This window comes from Rhodovarius lipocyclicus, from assembly GCF_009900765.1.
Taxonomy (GTDB): Bacteria; Pseudomonadota; Alphaproteobacteria; order Acetobacterales; family Acetobacteraceae; genus Rhodovarius; species Rhodovarius lipocyclicus.
This window is the reverse complement of record NZ_JAAABL010000061.1, coordinates 1-15732: the sequence shown is the minus strand read 5'-3', so window position 1 is coordinate 15732 and position 15732 is coordinate 1. Positions and strand designations below refer to the sequence as shown.

15 protein-coding genes and 1 pseudogene are annotated in these 15732 nt (G+C 70.8%); 3 read left to right on the top strand and 13 right to left on the bottom strand.

Going from position 1 to position 15732, the window contains the following annotated elements:
* Positions 1-143: 143 nt before the first annotated feature.
* A complete protein-coding gene (locus GT007_RS20775) occupies positions 144-1307 on the bottom strand; it encodes a mandelate racemase/muconate lactonizing enzyme family protein (protein WP_160123587.1) in 1164 nt (387 codons plus the stop codon).
* Positions 1308-1400: 93 nt separating this feature from the next.
* On the opposite strand from GT007_RS20775, the gene GT007_RS20770 reads away from it, so the two are divergent.
* Complete coding sequence (locus GT007_RS20770; protein WP_160123586.1) at positions 1401-2267, top strand: LysR family transcriptional regulator; 867 nt, start codon at positions 1401-1403, stop codon at positions 2265-2267.
* A 22-nt stretch (positions 2268-2289) separates the two neighbouring features.
* Here the strand turns inward: GT007_RS20770 and GT007_RS20765 are convergent, their stop codons facing one another.
* The 3 genes from GT007_RS20765 to GT007_RS20755 are packed head-to-tail and all read right to left on the bottom strand — an operon-like array spanning position 2290 to position 4228.
* The gene (locus GT007_RS20765) at positions 2290-2802 is read right to left on the bottom strand and encodes a GlcG/HbpS family heme-binding protein (RefSeq protein ID WP_160123585.1); all 513 of its coding nucleotides are present in this window, start codon (positions 2800-2802) and stop codon (positions 2290-2292) included.
* Positions 2803-2814: 12 nt separating this feature from the next.
* Positions 2815-3675: an alpha/beta fold hydrolase gene (locus GT007_RS20760; protein WP_160123584.1), complete on the bottom strand. Its 861-nt coding sequence runs from the start codon at positions 3673-3675 to the stop codon at positions 2815-2817.
* Between the two features lie 13 nt (positions 3676-3688).
* A complete protein-coding gene (locus GT007_RS20755; protein WP_160123583.1) occupies positions 3689-4228 on the bottom strand; it encodes a carboxymuconolactone decarboxylase family protein in 540 nt (179 codons plus the stop codon).
* 116 nt (positions 4229-4344) lie between these two features.
* Here GT007_RS20755 and GT007_RS20750 point away from each other — a divergent pair, with 116 nt between their 5' ends.
* Positions 4345-5238, top strand: a complete 894-nt coding sequence (locus GT007_RS20750) for a LysR family transcriptional regulator (RefSeq protein WP_160123582.1) — start codon at positions 4345-4347, stop codon at positions 5236-5238.
* A 25-nt stretch (positions 5239-5263) separates the two neighbouring features.
* Here GT007_RS20750 and GT007_RS20745 read toward each other — a convergent pair whose 3' ends face one another.
* The 8 genes from GT007_RS20745 to GT007_RS20710 all read right to left on the bottom strand — a co-directional run bounded on the left by GT007_RS20745 (position 5264) and on the right by GT007_RS20710 (position 14099).
* Positions 5264-7651 (bottom strand): penicillin-binding protein 1A, encoded by a 2388-nt coding sequence (locus GT007_RS20745; protein ID WP_236571790.1) that lies wholly within the window; start codon positions 7649-7651, stop codon positions 5264-5266.
* Between the two features lie 306 nt (positions 7652-7957).
* Positions 7958-8317 (bottom strand): gamma-glutamylcyclotransferase family protein, encoded by a 360-nt coding sequence (locus GT007_RS20740; protein ID WP_160123580.1) that lies wholly within the window; start codon positions 8315-8317, stop codon positions 7958-7960.
* A complete protein-coding gene (locus tag GT007_RS20735; RefSeq protein ID WP_160123579.1) occupies positions 8305-8973 on the bottom strand; it encodes a M35 family metallopeptidase in 669 nt (222 codons plus the stop codon). The genes GT007_RS20740 and GT007_RS20735 overlap by 13 nt, the downstream gene beginning before the upstream one ends.
* Positions 8974-9046: 73 nt before the next feature.
* The gene (gene pgmG / locus GT007_RS20730; RefSeq protein WP_160123578.1) at positions 9047-10456 is read right to left on the bottom strand and encodes a phosphoglucomutase/phosphomannomutase PgmG; all 1410 of its coding nucleotides are present in this window, start codon (positions 10454-10456) and stop codon (positions 9047-9049) included.
* Positions 10456-11769 carry a UDP-glucose dehydrogenase family protein gene (locus GT007_RS20725; protein ID WP_160123577.1) on the bottom strand — a complete coding sequence of 438 codons (1314 nt, stop codon included), beginning with the start codon at positions 11767-11769 and terminating at the stop codon, positions 10456-10458. The genes pgmG and GT007_RS20725 overlap by 1 nt, the downstream gene beginning before the upstream one ends.
* Positions 11770-11779: 10 nt before the next feature.
* Positions 11780-12649, bottom strand: a complete 870-nt coding sequence (gene galU, locus GT007_RS20720) for a UTP--glucose-1-phosphate uridylyltransferase GalU (protein ID WP_160123576.1) — start codon at positions 12647-12649, stop codon at positions 11780-11782.
* Between the two features lie 62 nt (positions 12650-12711).
* Positions 12712-13404, bottom strand: coding sequence for a J domain-containing protein (locus tag GT007_RS20715; protein ID WP_160123575.1), 693 nt, complete (start codon positions 13402-13404; stop codon positions 12712-12714).
* Entirely contained in the window at positions 13404-14099 is a 696-nt protein-coding gene (locus GT007_RS20710; RefSeq protein ID WP_160123574.1) for a vWA domain-containing protein, read from the bottom strand. The genes GT007_RS20715 and GT007_RS20710 overlap by 1 nt, the downstream gene beginning before the upstream one ends.
* An 81-nt stretch (positions 14100-14180) precedes the next feature.
* On the opposite strand from GT007_RS20710, the gene GT007_RS20705 reads away from it, so the two are divergent.
* Positions 14181-15500, top strand: coding sequence for a hypothetical protein (locus GT007_RS20705; protein ID WP_160123573.1), 1320 nt, complete (start codon positions 14181-14183; stop codon positions 15498-15500).
* A gap of 131 nt (positions 15501-15631) precedes the next feature.
* On the opposite strand, the pseudogene GT007_RS22645 reads toward GT007_RS20705, so the two are convergent.
* Positions 15632-15732: pseudogene (locus tag GT007_RS22645) on the bottom strand (IS5/IS1182 family transposase); the annotation flags it as partial.

Genomic DNA, 15732 nt, shown 5'->3' with positions numbered 1-15732 from the left:
AGCACAGCCGCGCATCCATCGTGGATATCTCCGTCCAGGGCATCGACCGGTCCTCCCAGTCGATAACAAAGACTGTCACCCAGGTCGCCGGTCCAAACTGTCACCAACCTAGCCGGTTTGTACCGGGCAAGGCCCCTGACCGACTACTCCGCCAAGTCGCGCATCATCTTGATCAGGTCCGACTTCCCCTCGAAGCCGATGCCCGGCAGTTCGGGCATCACGATATGCCCGTTCTCCACCTTCACGCTGTCGGGGAAGCCGCCATAGGGCTGGAACAGGTCCGGGTAGCTTTCGTTGCCGCCGAGGCCGAGGCCCGCCGCGATGTTCAGCGACATCTGGTGCCCGCCATGCGGCACGCAGCGGCTGGGGGACCAGCCGAACTTCTTCAGCTCCTCCAGCGTGCGCAGGTATTCGACCAGCCCATAGGACAGCGCGCAATCGAATTGCAGCCAGTCGCGATCCGGCCGCATGCCGCCATAGCGCAGCAGGTTGCGGGCATCCTGGTGGCTGAACAGGTTCTCGCCGGTGGCCATGGGGGCCGGGTAGAATTCGGACAGCGACGCCTGAAGGGCATAGTCCAGCGGATCGCCCGCTTCCTCATACCAGAACAGCGGATAGTCCCGCAGCATCTTGGCATAGGCGATGGCGGTCTCCAGGTCGAAGCGGCCATTGGCGTCCACCGCCAGCTGGGCCTGGCTGCCGATCTCCTGCAGCACCGCCTCGATGCGGCCCCGGTCCTCCTCAATCGAGGCGCCGCCGATCTTCATCTTCACCACGGTATAGCCGCGGTCGAGATAGCTGCGCATTTCGGCGCGGAGCTGCGAATTGTCCTTGCCCGGATAGTAGTAGCCGCCGGCGGCATAGACGAAGACGCGGGGGTTGGCCTCGGTGCCCTGGCGCTCGGCCAGCAGGCGGAACAGCGGCTTGCCGGCGATCTTGGCCGTGGCATCCCAGATCGCCATGTCCAGCGTGCCAACGGCGACGGAGCGCTCGCCATGCCCGCCCGGCTTCTCATTGGCCATCATCGCGGCCCAGATGCGGTGGGGGTCGAGGTTGTCGCCCGCCTCGTTCAGCAGGGCCTCGGGCGCGGCTTCGAGGATGCGGCCACGGAAGCGCTCGCGGATCAGCCCGCCCTGGCCGTAGCGGCCATTGGAATTGAAGCCATAGCCCACCACCGGGCGGCCGTCGCGGATCACGTCCGTCACCACGGCGACCAGGCTCGTGGTCATCTTGGTGAAGTCGATATAGGCGTTGCGGATGGGCGAGGCGATGGGCTGGGTGATTTCACGGACGTCGACGATGCGCACCGGGCGTACTCCTTGGTTGCCCGGACGCTAGGCTGGACCCTGCCCCACGGCCAATGCCAAGATCGGTTCATGTGATGCGCGAACGGTATTGTCGTGGAACTGGACTGGCTGAAGGATTTCCTCGCGCTCGCGGAACAGCGGAATTTCTCCCGCGCGGCGGAGCTGCGCCACGTGACCCAGCCCGCCTTCAGCCGCCGTATCCGCGCGCTGGAGGACTGGATCGGCACCCCCCTGTTCCAGCGCGGCGCCCAGGGGGCTGAACTCACCCCCGCCGGGGCGCATTTCCACCCCCTGGCCGAGGAGCTGCTGCACCGCCTGCACCACGCCAGGCGCGACACCAAGGCGGTGGCGGAGCGCGAGGCGGCCTCGCTGTCGATCGCGGCCACCCATGCGCTGTCCTTCACCTTCTTCCCCGGCTGGATCCGTGCGCGGCTGCCGCTGGAGGCACTCGGCGCCATCAACCTCGTCTCCGACAGCCTGGAGGCCTGCGAGCAGATCATGCTGGCGGGCGAGGTGCACGCCCTGCTGTGCCACCACCACCCCGACGCGCCGGGGCGGCTGGATGCCGGGCGGTTCGAAAGCCGGCGCGTGGGGGGCGACGTGCTGGTGCCGATGTGCGCCCCCGGTTCGGCCTGGACGCTGGAGGGGCCCACGCGGCTGCTGGGCTACGGCCAGGCCTCCGGGCTCGGGCGCATCCTGGCCGCCGCCGCGCCCGCCCTGCCGGGCCCGGTGGAGGTGGTGTTCACCTCCCACCTGGCGGCCACGCTGATGACCATGGCGCGCGAAGGCTATGGGGTGGCTTGGTTGCCGCTGACCATGGCCGGCGAGGAGATGGAGCGCGGGCGGCTGGTGCGCGCGGGGGGCGAAGGCTTCGATATCCCGGTGGAGATCCGGCTGTTCCGGGCGCTGGGCGGCAGCAACCCGGGGGCGGATCTGCTGTGGGCGATGGGCGGGGAGTAGCGATCACCCCCGCCCTGCCCTTTCAGGGCGCGGGCAGGCGCCCCCGCACCCGGGCCAGCCCGGCCTCCGCGCAGGCTTCGTCGCGCTCGCCGCCCGGCGCGCCGCCCACGCCGAGCGCCGCCACGATCTCCCCATGCGCGACGAAGGCCACCGCGCCGGCCAGGGGGATGACGTTGGCGACCGAGGCCAGGGCCGCCCCGTTGGCCGGGTTGCGCGCCACCAGCGCCGCGAAGCCCCCCGCGGTCTGGAAACGGAAGACAGGCCCCAGCGTCACGACCGTATAAGCCTTGCGGAAGCTGGTCTCCCGCGTGTGGATGGTGGCGCCGTCGGTCCGCAGCGCCACCTGCGGCACGCCGGAGCTGTCCACCACGGTCACGCTCACCTCATACCCGTTGGCCAGGCAGTGGCGCGCCGCCTCCTGCGCTGCTTCGAGTGCCAGTTCCAGCGGCAGGCGGTAGCCGCTGCGGTTGACCTGGGCCTGCGCCGGCACGGCCAGCGTGCCCAGCAGCAGGGCGGCGAGGAACGGTCTGAACATCCCCTGCCCTCCTCAACCGAAGCTGGCCAGGATCTCGGCCGCGACGGCGGGCGCGTGCTCGTCCAGCACGAAATGCCCGCCATCGAGCCAGACCAGCCGCGCCTGCGGCAGGTCGCGCCGATAGGCTTCCGCCCCTTCCGGGATGAAGAAGGGATCATGCCGCCCCCAGGCGATCAGCGTGGGCGGCTGCCAGGTGCGGAAGGCCTGCTGCCAGGCGGGATAGGCCGCGACGTTGGTCCGGTAATCCGCCAGCAGGTCCAGATGGGCGCGGTCGTGGCCGGGCCGGTCCAGCAGGGCCTGGTCCAGCGTCCAGTTGTCGGGGCTCACGGCCTCCGGGTCCCGGGCGCCGACGGTGTACTGGAAGCGCGTGGTCTCCGCCGCCAGGAAGCCCCGGGCCGCGGCCTCGGTGGTGGCGTCGCGGCGTTCCCACAGCGGCAGGAACACCTGCTTCGGCATGTCGCCCACGCCTTCGAGATAGGCGTTGGTGTTCTGGATGACGAAGCCCGCCACCTGTTCCGGCTTCTCCGCGAACAGCCGGAAGCCGATCGGGCCGCCATAATCCTGCATGTAGTAGATGCAGGAGGTCAGCCCGAGATGCTCCAGCAGCCCGCGCACATGCCGGGTGAGGTTGGCGAAGCTGTATTCGAATTCGCCGGCGGGCGGTGCCTCGGACTGGCCGAAGCCGATCAGGTCGGGCGCCACCACATGGAAGCGCGCGGCCAGCGGGGGGATCAGGTCCCGGAACATGAAGGAACTGGCGGGAAAGCCGTGCAGCAGCAGGATGGTCCGCCGCGCGGGGTCCCCGGCCTCACGCCAGAAGACGCGGCGGCCCAGGATCTCGGCGGTGCGGTGGCGGATGGCGGGTGCGGTCATGGCCGTGCTCCGCTCAGGCCTTGGCGGCGAGCGGCGGGAAATCCACCGGCGTGCGCACCACGTTGTTGACCAGGTTGGTCAGGCCGTTCAGCGCGACCTGCAACACGATCTCCAGCACCTCGGTGTCGGTGAAGCCGGCGGCGATCACCTGGGCCACCTCCTCGTTCGTGACCTGGCCGCGATGCTGCGCCACCCGGGCGGCGAAGCTGACGGCCGTGTCGGCGCGGGCATCGAGGGAATGGCCATGCCGGTTCGCCGCGATCTCCTCGGGCGCCAGGCCGGCCAGCTTGGCGCCCAGATAGGCATGCGCCGAGAGGCAGTAGTCGCAGCCGTTCACCTGCGCGACGGCAATGGCGATGCGTTCCCGCAACGGGCCGTCCAGCGTGCGGGACAGGGCGCCGCCGAGGCCCAGCACGCCTTCGAGGCCGGCCGGGCTGAGGGCGAGCAGGCGGTACAGGTTGGGCACGGAGCCGAGCTTGCGGGCAAGGCCATCGAGCAGGGGGCGGGAAGCGGCCGGGGTTTCCTCAGGGCCGGGAAGGGAAATGCGGGACATGGGCTCTCCGAAGCGAGGGTGGCCGGAAGCGGCCGCCTGTGCCCCCCCATGTCGTCTCTTGCAAGCCTTGGGATAATTCATCGATATTGCACTTCATTCCACCAGGATCAGCATCAATGGACCGGCTGGACGCCCTGCGCACCTTCATCGCCGTGGCGGAGCGGCAAAGCTTCGCGGAGGCGGCGCGCCAGTTGCGGATCTCGCCCAGCGCCGCCAGCCGCGCGGTCAGCGCGCTGGAACAGGCGCTGGGCGTGCTGCTGCTGCGCCGCAGCACCCGCGCGGTGGCGCTGACGCCCGAGGGCACGACCTATCTGCAACGCTGCGCCCATGCCCTGGCCGAGCTGGACGACGCCGCCCGAGACCTGCGCGGCGAGGAGAGCGAGCCGCAGGGCGAATTGATCGTGACCGCGCCGGTGGTGTTCGGGCGGATGCATGTGCTGCCGGTGGCGCTGGCGCTGATGCGCCGCCACCCCAGGCTGACCATCCGCCTGACACTGCAGGACCGCCTGGTGCGGCTGGTGGAGGAAGGGGTGGATGTGGCCCTGCGCATCGCGGAGCTGCCGGACAGCGCCCTGCACGCGGTGCGCGTGGCGGAGGTGCGGCGCGTGCTGGTGGCCAGCCCCGCCTATCTGGCCGCCCATGGCACCCCGGCCGACCCGGCGGCCCTGCAGGCGCACACGCAGCTGGTGTTCGACAATTTCGCCGCCCAGGGCGAATGGCGCTTCGGGCCCGAGGGGCGGCCCGCCATCCGCCTCACGCCGCGGCTGCTGACCAACGATGTGGAGTCGGTGGTCGCCGCCGCGCTGGATGGCATGGGCATCGCCCGCGCGCTGTCATACCAGGTGGCGGGCCATGTGGCGGCGGGGCGGCTGGCCTATGTGCTGCCGGAGTTCGAGCCACCGCCCGTGCCGGTGCAGCTGGTGTTCCAGGCCAGCCGGGCGCGGGCGCCGAAGCTGCGGGTCTTCGTGGCCGCCCTGCGCGCCCACGCGCAGGCGGCGGGGATCGACTGATCGCGGGGCGCGGGAGCCCCCCCCCTCAGTAAACCCCGCCCAGGCCGCGTTCCACGCGCTCCGCCGCCCCCGGCGCGAAGCCATCGACCGGCTGGGCGCTGTTCTCCGTCCCGGGCCGGAAGGCTTCCATGATGGACTGCCCGTTGTCATGCGTGATCCGCACCAGGGAGACACCGGGCGGCGCGCGGAACGGCACGGGCGGGCTGCCCTGCAGGGCGGCGGCCATCACGTCGCGGAAGATCGGCGCCGCGTTGGAACCGCCGGTCTCGCCATTGCCCAGCGTGCGCGGGTCATCGAAGCCTACCCACACGGCCACCACGATGTCGGGGGTGAAGCCCACGAACCAGTTGTCCTTGTAGTCGTTGCTGGTGCCGGTCTTGCCGGCGACGGGGCGGTTCAGCCCGGCCCCCGCGCGCCCGCCGGTGCCGCGCTGCACCACGCCCTGCAACATGTTCACCATCTGGTACGCCGCGATGGGGTCGGTGATGCGGCGGCGGTTGTCCTCCAGGTTCGGCACCTGCTCGGGGCCGGAGGCGCAGGTCTGGCAGCCGCGCACATCGCTGCGCCACACCACGCGCCCGCGCTGGTCCTGCACGCTGTCGATCAGGGTGGGGTTCACCCGCCGCCCGCCATTGACGAAACCGGCATAGGCGGCGGCCATGCGGGCCACCGTGGTCTCGCCCGCGCCCAGGCTCATGGCGATGTAGGGCGGCATGTTGTCGATCACGCCGAAGCGGTTGGCCACGTCGCTGACGCGCGGCATGCCCACCTGCTCCGCGATGCGGACGGTGACGAGGTTGAGGCTGCGCTCCAGCGCCGCGCGCATGGAAACGGCCTGGCCGGTGGCGCCGCCGCTGTAGTTGCTGGGCCGCCACACGCCCGCGCCGGTCTGGATTTCCACCGGCGTGTCCATGAAGCGCTGGTTGGGCGGAATGCCTTCCTCCAGCGCCGCCAGATAGACGAAAGGCTTGAAGGAGGAGCCGGGCTGGCGCTGCGCCTGGGTGGCGCGGTTGTACTGGCTGCGCTCGAAGCTCCAGCCGCCGGACATCGCCAGGATGCGGCCGGTGGCGGGGTCGAGTGCCACCACGGCGCCCTCCACCTCCGGGATCTGGCGCAGGGTGACGCGGCCGGCGCGCTGGGCGATGGGCTCCACCATGATCACGTCGCCGGCGGCCACCACATCGGCCATGCGGCGCGGCGGGTTGCCCAGGCGCGGGGGGTCGCCGGCGCGCACCGGCAGCTGCGGCCGCGCCCAGGCGAGTTCGGACAGTTCCAGCACCGCGCTGCGCGGCACCGGGTTGCGGGCGGCGTCGCGCTCCAGCCAGGCCACGCGGGCCTCACGCTCGCTCACCTGCTGCACCACGGCCAGCTGCCAGGCGGGCAGCATGCCGCCGGGCCGGGCCGTGGCCTCCAGCGCCGGCTGCCAATCCTGCGGGCCGGCGGGGATGCGCGCCACCGGGCCGCGCCAGCCGCCGCGCCGGCGGTCGTAATTCGTCAGCCCGGCGCGCAGGGCGGTTTCGGTCGCGGCCTGCAGGTCGGGGTCCAGGCTGGTGCGCACCACCAGCCCGCCGCCGCCCGTCTGCTCCGCCCCGAAGCGGGAGACGAGTTCGCGCCGCACATCCTCGGTGAAGTGCTGGCCCACCGCCACCATGTCCGGCCGGCGGCTGGGACGGGTCTGCAGGGGCTCCGCCTGGGCGGCCTGCAATTCCGCCTGGGTGATGGCGCCGTCCTCGGCCATGCGTTCCAGCACCCAGTTGCGGCGGGCGCGGGCGGCCTCGGGGTGGCGGGCGGGGTTGTAGTTGTTGGGCGCCTTGGGCAGGGAGGCGAGGAAGGCCATCTCGCCCACCGTCAGCTCATCCAGCCCCCGGTTGAAATAGGCCTGGGCGGCCGCGGCCACGCCATAGGCCTGCGCGCCCAGATAGATCTCGTTCAGATAGATCTCGAGGATGCGGTCCTTGCTGAGCGTGCTCTCCAGCCGGATGGCCAGCAGCGCCTCCCGCGCCTTGCGCAGCAGGGTGCGGTCGGCACCCACCAGCATGTTCTTGGCCACCTGCTGGGTGATGGTGGAGGCACCCTGCATCCGCCGCCCCGACCCACGGTCGCGCACATAGGTGACGATCGCGCGGGTGATGCCCAGCGGGTCGATACCGTGATGCTCGCGGAAGCGCTGGTCCTCGGCGGAGATGAAGGCCTGCTGGAGGCGGGCGGGAATGGCCTCGATCGGCACGAACACCCGGCGTTCCACGGCCAGCTCCGCCATCAGCCGGCTGTCGGCGGCGTAGATGCGCGACATCTGCTGCGGGTGGTAGTCGGCGAGCCAGCGGTGATCCGGCAGGTCCGCCTGCAGGCTGGTATAGATGCCCACCGCCGCGACGCCGCCCGAGAGCACCAGCACCGTGGCGCCCACCGTCATCAGCCGAAGAATTCCCCAGCCCCGCGCGCGGCGCCGGCCCTTGCGGGGATTCTCCTGGCCGCCTTCCGGCGGCTCGGGTTTCGGTTCGGGCGCCGTAGGGTCAAGGGATGGCACCGCCATCCGGCCCCCTGCGCGAAGCTCATGCTCGGCCATGAAAGTGTCCGTCAAATCCCCTGGGGGTGCCACGCCTGCTCACGATGGCGTGCGCCCTGCCGCGTACATGGTGAATGCCGCATGCCGGAAGAAGTATCGCATGGCGGCGGAATTTTCTGAAATGCAGGAAGCCCGGGGCAGGGATACGCCGCGTCAGGCGCCCAGCAGCCCCACCCAGGCCCGGCGCCCGGCCCGCCAGCGCGGCCCGACCCAGGCGCGGGCATTCACCGGCCCGCGCGCCGTCAGCACCCGCAGCGGCACCAGCCGATAGGAGGGCCCCTCATAGGCGCGCAGCCGGGCCAGCGCCGCGCCATCGGGCCGCAGCAGCGCGCCCCCCACCATGGATCCGGGCCGGCGGACCAGGGTGGGATAGGGCGTGCCGCGCAGGAACACCCGGGCATGGCCCGGCAGCAGCGCGGGGCGCAATTGCCGATACAGCCCCGCCCGCCCCGATTGCCGGGCCAGCACATCGGCCCGCAGCAGCGTGCCGTACAGGAAGATCAGTCCGCCCAATTGTCGCGCACCGCCTCGATGAAATACTCGTAGTTGTCGGCGTTCACCACGGCGTTGTCCGGGTTGGACTTGGCCAGCGCCATGGCGTTGCGGGGGGAATAGACCACGTCGCGCGTGCGGGCGGCGATATGCGTCACCTCATGGATGATCACGCCCGCGCGGCTGTCGAAGCCGGTGTCCCGCCCGTTGAAATACAGGGAACAGAAGCCCATCGCCGTGGTCTGGGTGCTGGTGTAGGCGAAGCGGCCCTGCGGGCAGTTGTTCGGGTGGTTGCAGGCCAGGGTGGCGGGGCGCTGGCGGGCCAGCCAATCCGCCGTCAGGCGCAGGGTCTGCTCCACCTGCTCACGCGGGCCATTGCCGAAGAAGCGGCGGTATTGCGGCAGGCCGGGCTCGGCCTGCAGGCGGCGCAGGGCATCGGCGGTGATGCGGTGCGCCTCGCGGAAGCCGCTCTCGATCAGCTGCCGTTCCTCGGGCGAGCACAGGCCCGGCTGGGCCTCGGGCTGGCCGTTGTAGCCGGGCTTGCCCGGGAAAGGCGCCACGCCCTGGCCAGGGGGAGCATAGCCAGGGGGGGCATAGCCGGGCTTGACCCCCTGCGCGGCGGCCGACGCAGCCAGCGCGGCGCCGAAGGCGATCCCCAGAACCCAGTGACGAACCATCAGCACGCCTCCACCCTATGCTTGCGCCCATCGCAGCAGCCGATCATGGCAAGCATAGGGCGCGGCACCTGCCTCAGTGGCCGGAATTCTCGCCCGAGAAATCCGGCACCGCGAGGCCCGAGGCCACGACCTGCTTCGCCAAGCTGGCCTTCAGCCGCTCCAGCCCCTCGGCCGTGCGGGCCTCGGCACGCGCCACCAGCACCGCCTGGGTATTGGAGGCGCGCAGCAGCCACCAGCCATCCTCGGTCAGCACGCGCACGCCGTCCACATCCTGCACCTTGGCGCCCTCGGCGGCCAGGCGGCCGGCCACTTCCTTCACCACCTCGAACTTGCGGTCCTCGGGGCAGTCGAAGCGCAGCTCGGGCGTGTTCAGCACCTGCGGCAGGGCGGCGCGCATCTGGGCCAGCGTCTCGGGCGTGCGGCCCAGGATGCCCAGCAGCCGTACGGCGGAATACAGCGCGTCGTCGAAGCCATACCACTTGTCGGCGAAGAAGGTGTGACCCGACATCTCGCCCGCCAGCGGGCTGCCGGTCTCGGCCATCTTCTGCTTGATCAGGCTGTGGCCGGTCTTCCACATCAGCGGCGTGCCGCCGGCCTTCGCCACCTCGTCGAACAGCACCTGGCTGGCCTTCACATCGGCGATGATGGTCGCCCCCGGATGGGCCTTCAGCACGTCGCGGGCGAGGACCACCAGCAGCTGGTCGCCGAACAGCATGTTGCCCTCGCCGTCCACCACGCCGATGCGGTCCGCGTCGCCATCGAAGGCGATGCCGAGGTCGGAGCCGGTCTCGCGCACCTTGGCGATGATCTGGGCCAGGTTCTTCAGCACCGTGGGGTCGGGGTGGTGGTTGGGGAAGGTGCCGTCGATGTCGGCGTTGATCACCACATGCGTGCCGGGCAGCTGGGCCACCAGATCCTGGGTGATCTTGCCGCCCGAGCCATTGCCCGGATCCCACACCACCTTCAGGCCGCGGGCGCCGTCGTAATCCTTCAGCATGCGCGCCACGTATTCGGCCGCGACATCCACATGGGTGGAGGCACCCTGGGCTTCAGGCACCACATCGCCGGCGGCGGCCATGGCGCCGAGGGCCTGGATGTCCTTGCCGAAGAAGGGCTTCTTGCCGAGCATGGACTTGAAGCCGTTGTAGTTGGGCGGGTTGTGGCTGCCGGTCACCATCACCGCGCCATCGGTCTTCAGGTGATAGGCCGCGAAATACAGCATGGGCGTGGGGCCGCAGCCCACGCGGAACACCTGCATGCCGCTGGCCATCAACCCGTTCACCAGCGCTTCCTCCAGCATCGGGGAGGACAGCCGCCCGTCATAGCCGACCGCCACGCTTGAGCCCCCGGCGCGCGCCACCACCGTGCCGAAGCAACGGCCGATGGCGAAGGCATCCTCCGCCCCCAGGGTTTCGGCGATGATCCCGCGGATGTCGTATTCGCGCAGGCTGGTGGGGTGGAAGCTGTGCGTGAAGCCGGCCATCAAGGCCTCCCTATGCTGAGGTAGGTGAAGCCCGCGGCGCGCATCGCCACGGGATCGTACACATTGCGGAAGTCGCAGAAGACATCGCCCCGCATGGCGGATTTGAGGCGTTCGGGCGGCAGGGCGCGGAATTCGTTCCATTCCGTCAGCAGCACGGCGGCGTCCGCCCCCTCCAGCGCGGCGGTGGCGCTGGCGGCGAAGCGCACCCCGGCCGGCAGCAGCTGCCGGGCGAAGGCCGTGCCCTCCGGGTCATAGGCCGCGACCTCGGCGCCGGCCGCCATCAGGGCGGGCACCACCACCAGGGAGGGCGCGTCGCGCATGTCGTCGGTCTCGGGCTTGAAGGCTAGGCCCAGCACGGCGATGCGCTTGCCCTTCACATCCCCGCCGAAGGCCGCGATGACGCGATGGGCCATCTCCTCCTTGCGGGATTCGTTCACGGCGATGGTGGTCTCGATCAGCCGCAGCGGCGTGCCCAGATCCTGCGCGGTGCGCGCGAAGGCCAGCGTGTCCTTCGGGAAGCAGCTGCCGCCATAGCCCGGGCCCGGATGCAGGAACTTCCGCCCGATCCGGCCATCCAGGCCGATGCCGCGCGCGACATCATGCACATCGGCACCCGCGGCCTCGCACAGATTGGCCACCTCGTTGATGAAGCTGATCTTCATCGCCAGGAAGCTGTTGGCCGCGTATTTGATGATCTCGGCGGTTTCCAGGCTGGTCGCGACGATGGGCGTCTCGATCAGGTACAGCGGGCGGTACAGCCGGCGCAGGGTCTCCAGCGCGCGGGTGCCCAGCGCATTGTCCTCGGTGCCGATCACCACGCGGTCGGGGCGCATGAAATCGCCGATCGCCGCCCCCTCGCGCAGGAATTCGGGGTTGGAGGCCACCGCGATGTCGGGGTTGATCGGGCGGATCAGGTCGATGATCCGCCGCCCCGTGCCCACCGGCACGGTGGATTTGGTCACCAGCGTCAGCGGGCGGGTGGCCGCGCGGGCCACCTGCTCGGCGGCCGCGAAGACATAGCTGAGGTCGGCATGGCCATCGCCCCGGCGGGATGGGGTGCCGACAGCCAGGAACACCGCCTCCGCCCCCTCCATCGCTTCCTCCAGCGTGTCGTGGAAGGTCAGGCGTTCGTCGCGCACATTGTCCGCGACCAGCTTGTCGAGGCCTGGCTCATAGATCGGGATCCGCCCTTCGCGCAGGGCCGTGATCTTGCTGGCGTCGCTGTCCACCAGCGCCACCTGCACGCCGAATTCGGCGAAGCAGGCACCGGAGACGAGGCCGACATAGCCCGCCCCCAGAATGGCGATGCGCATCGTGCGCCCCTTACCGGTACTTCTCCATCACCGCGCGCATGCCGTCGGCCAGCTCGGGCCGCTTCAGCGCGAAGGCGATCTGCGCCTCCAGGAAGCCCATCTTGTCGCCGCAGTCGAAGCGCTTGCCCTCATACCGCACGCCATGGAAGGGCTGGTTGCCGATCAGCTTGGCCATACCGTCGGTCAGCTGCACCTCGCCGCCCGCGCCCTTTTCCATCTTGGCCAGGTGGCCGATCACCTCGGGCATCAGCACATAGCGGCCGATGATGGTGAGGTTGGATGGCGCTTCCTCGACCGGCGGCTTTTCCACCAGCCCCTTGACGGAAACCAGGCGGCCCTTGTCCTCGGCGATGTCGATCACGCCATACTTGTTGACGCGCTCCATCGGCACTTCCTCGATGGCCACGACATTGCCGCCCGTCTCCAGATACGCATCCGCGAGTTGCTTGGTGCAGGACACCTCGCACTGCATCAGGTCATCGGGCAGCAGGATGGCGAAGGGGTCGTCGCCGATGAAGCTGCGGGCGCACCAGATGGCGTGGCCGAGGCCCATGGGCACCTGCTGGCGGGTGGTAACGATGGCGCCGGGCGGCAGGGCCTGGGCGTGCAGCTCGGCCAGCTCCTTGTTCTTGCCGCGCTCGGCCAGGGTGCGCTCCAGCTCATAGGCCAGGTCGAAATGCTCGACGATCGCGGTCTTGCCGCGGCCGGTGACGAAGCAGAACTGCTCGATGCCGGCGGCGCGCGCCTCATCCACCGCGTACTGGATCAGCGGGCGGTCCACGACCGGCAGCATCTCCTTCGCCAGCGCCTTGGTGGCGGGCAGGAAGCGGGTGCCGAGGCCGGCGACCGGCAGGACGGCTTTCTTGAGCGGTTTGACCATGGAAGCGTGCAACTCCAACGAGCGGTGCGTGGCAGTGATGTGCCACGGCGCGCCCCGTGTTGTCACGGTGCGCGTCCGTGACGCAACAGCAAGTCCCGCGCGGCATTCAGCCGTGCCGCCAAATTGTCATCCCCGCCATGGTCGGGGTGGGCACGCAGCATGGCCTGGCGGTGGGCAGCGCGGATCTCGGCCTCCGTGGCGCCCGGGGAAAGCCCCAGCAATTCAAGGGCATGGGCCTGATCCAGCGGGGGTTCCCCGCCCCCCTGCCCTGCCCCCGCGCGCCAGTCCGGCGCCACCCGGTCCAGCCAGGCTTCCAGCAGAGGCACGCTCTCCGGGTCCTCCCGCCGGCACTCGGCCAGCAGGGCCCGCAGACCTTCCTCGGCCAATTCCGACAAGTCACGACCGGCGAAGGCGCCCCGTTTCACCCGCCCGCGCATCTCGCCGGTGGACAGGTCCAGCCGCATCTCCAGCGTGGCGGTGTCCACCCCGGTCTCCTGCCCCTCGGCGCGGGAGAAGACGGCCCTGGCCCGCCAACCCTGCCACCAGCGCCACAGCATCGGCCCCAGCAGCAGCAGGGCGGAAAAGGCGGTGCCGCCCCGACCGGCCAGCAGCATCAGCCCCAGCAGCAGCGCGCCCGCCACCGCCAGCAACCAGACCAAGGCGTTCTTGATCTGCGCCGGGTTGGCCCGGGCGAAGGCCTGCAGCCCGAACCAGCCCAGCGCCAGCAGCAGGAAGCCGCCCACCAGCCAGGGCATCAGCGCGGCCCCGGCAATTGCGCCAGCATGCCGCGCGCGGCCCCGCCCGGCAGGGCGCGCAGCCCCTCCCGCCCGCGCGCCGCGAAGATGGCCACCGCCCGCAGCAGGTCGCGCAGCGCCTCGGCGCTGGCGCTGTCGAAGGGCATGAAGGCCCCGCCCGACAGCTTCGCGATCTGCCGGAACGCCTCGGCGCTGGCGCGCTCGCCGCCCTCATGAAAGGCGAAGACCGGCGTGCCCGCGATGCCGAGCTGCCCCGCGATGTGGCAGATGGGGTCCAGCGCCTCCTCCATCGCGTCGCCCACCAGCACGGTGGCGTGCACGCGCTGGCGGCGGGTCTCATCCAGCGCATGGCTCAGGGCGCGCAGGATCTGCGTCTGCCCGCCCAGGCACCGCACCCCGGCCATGCGGCGCGTCAGCTCCGCCGCATCGGCCAGGAAGGGGGTGGCGGCGAATTCCAGATGCCCCCGGAAATAAGCCAGTTGCACCGCCAGCCCGCCCAGTTCGGCCGTCGCCGCGAACATGCCCGCCATCAGCGAACAGGCGGTGTCCCATGTCGGCTGGCGGCTGGCGGTCGCGTCCATCAGGAACAGCAGCCGCCCGCGCGGGGCCGCCGCCGGCCGGGCGGCCACGGCGCGCGCCTGTTCCAGAAAGGCCGCCACGGCGCCCGTCCCGGGCTTGGTGGGAAGCTTGCTCATGCAACAAAACATGGCCCCCGCTTGGGTGATGCGCCAGCCCTGCCCACATGCGAAGCTCGCCTGAATTCAACGGAGACGCCCATGCGCCGCGCCGCCCTGCTTGCCCTGCTCTGCCTCTCCGCCATGCCTGCCAGGGCGCAGGACCATCCGGCCGTGCAACGGCTGCGCGGGCTGCTCTCGGCCCAGGTCACGCTGGCCTACCACGCGGCCAGCCCCGTGGAGGGCGCGCCGGAGGCCGTGCGCCTGTCCGGCGTCACGCTGACGCGCGGGAATGAGACGGTCTCGATCGCCACCCTGCTGCTGGACCGGCTGAGCGAGACCGGCGCCGCCCGGGTGGAGGCCGACGGCCTGCAGGGCAACATGGCCAGCGGGCCGCTGCGCGCCACGAATTTCCGCCTGGCCGGGCTGGCCTATACCCCCGCCCCCGGCGGCGCGCCCCCGCTGCCCGATGCCTTCACGCTGGAGGAGATCACGCTGGAGGGGCTAGAGGTGGGCGGGCCCGCCAACGTCACCATCCGCCGCCTGGCCATCCGCGACTACGGCACCGGCCGGCGGACGCGAGCGGAGGTGGAGGGGCTGTCCGTGCTCGGCATTCCGGCCAGCCCGGTCAGCGACGTGGCCATCGCCCGCATCGCGACGGAGGGGCTGGACCTGGCCACCTGGTTCACCGCCGCCGTGCGGCAGGAACCGCCCCCGGGCCTGCACCCGGGCCAGGCCGGCCTGGTCGTCGAGGGCGTGGAACTGAGCGCCGCCGGCGCCGTGCTGGGTGGGCTGGAGCGGTTCTCGGCCGACGTTACGGCCGAACCCGACCAGTCCGGCACCGCCGCCATCGGCCTGCGCGGCCTGCGCGTGGAGCCGGGACCCGGGACCCAGCCCTTCCTGTCCATGCTGGAACTGCCCCGGCTGGATGCCAGCCTGACGCTGGATGCCGATTACCGCTCCGCCACCGGGCGCCTGACCATCCCCGCCTTCGCCATCGGCGTGCAGCAGCTGGGCGCCACCGCCATCGCCCTGACCATGGATGGCTGGACGCCGGAGGCCGCCCGCCAGCAGGACACCAGCCGCGTGCGCCTGGGGGCCTTCCGCCTGCGCCAGGTCGATGACGGGCTGTATGAGCGCGTGCTGCGCACCCAGGCCGCGCGCCAGGGCAGCACGCCGGAGCGCATCCGCCAGATGCACGCGCAGATGGCCCAGGCCACGCTCTCCGCCCCCAAGGGCGAGCCCGCCGGGCTGGCCAGCCTGCGGGAGGCGGTGCTGCGCTTCATCCGCGGCGAAGCCCGCACCATCGAGGTGACTGCCAGCCCGGAACAGCCCGTGCCCATGCCGCGGATCGAAGCCGCGGGCCCGCAAGGCCCCGCCGCCATGACGCGGCTGCTGAACCTGTCAGGCAGTAACCCCTGAACCGAAGGCGCCTGTCAGGGGCTCCGCCCCCGACACCCCCGCCAGGACCGTGCTCGGTCCTGGACCTAGATCAGTTTGGCGCTGATCCTAGGAAGGTGTTTTTACTTGATTTTTATAGGGCTTGTTGAGATTCATCGTGACCGTATGACGGCTGCGGCGAGATAGATCATGGCGGCGAATGAGCTGTCTGTTTTGTCGCTACGCAGTGCGATCCGTTTGAATTCCTTGAGTT

Coding starts and splice junctions, on each gene's coding strand:
- pgmG (WP_160123578.1), bottom strand. CDS start 10,456: ATGGCCGGCTTCACGCACAGCTTCCACCCCACCAGCCTGCGCGAATAC.
- GT007_RS20745 (WP_236571790.1), bottom strand. CDS start 7,651: ATGACGGTGGGCGCCACGGTGCTGGTGCTCTCGGGCGGCGTCGCGGCG.
- GT007_RS20760 (WP_160123584.1), bottom strand. CDS start 3,675: ATGACCGCACCCGCCATCCGCCACCGCACCGCCGAGATCCTGGGCCGC.
- GT007_RS20710 (WP_160123574.1), bottom strand. CDS start 14,099: ATGAGCAAGCTTCCCACCAAGCCCGGGACGGGCGCCGTGGCGGCCTTT.
- GT007_RS20705 (WP_160123573.1), top strand. CDS start 14,181: ATGCGCCGCGCCGCCCTGCTTGCCCTGCTCTGCCTCTCCGCCATGCCT.
- GT007_RS20750 (WP_160123582.1), top strand. CDS start 4,345: ATGGACCGGCTGGACGCCCTGCGCACCTTCATCGCCGTGGCGGAGCGG.
- GT007_RS20765 (WP_160123585.1), bottom strand. CDS start 2,802: ATGTTCAGACCGTTCCTCGCCGCCCTGCTGCTGGGCACGCTGGCCGTG.
- GT007_RS20725 (WP_160123577.1), bottom strand. CDS start 11,769: ATGCGCATCGCCATTCTGGGGGCGGGCTATGTCGGCCTCGTCTCCGGT.
- GT007_RS20755 (WP_160123583.1), bottom strand. CDS start 4,228: ATGTCCCGCATTTCCCTTCCCGGCCCTGAGGAAACCCCGGCCGCTTCC.
- GT007_RS20735 (WP_160123579.1), bottom strand. CDS start 8,973: ATGGTTCGTCACTGGGTTCTGGGGATCGCCTTCGGCGCCGCGCTGGCT.
- galU (WP_160123576.1), bottom strand. CDS start 12,649: ATGGTCAAACCGCTCAAGAAAGCCGTCCTGCCGGTCGCCGGCCTCGGC.
- GT007_RS20715 (WP_160123575.1), bottom strand. CDS start 13,404: ATGCCCTGGCTGGTGGGCGGCTTCCTGCTGCTGGCGCTGGGCTGGTTC.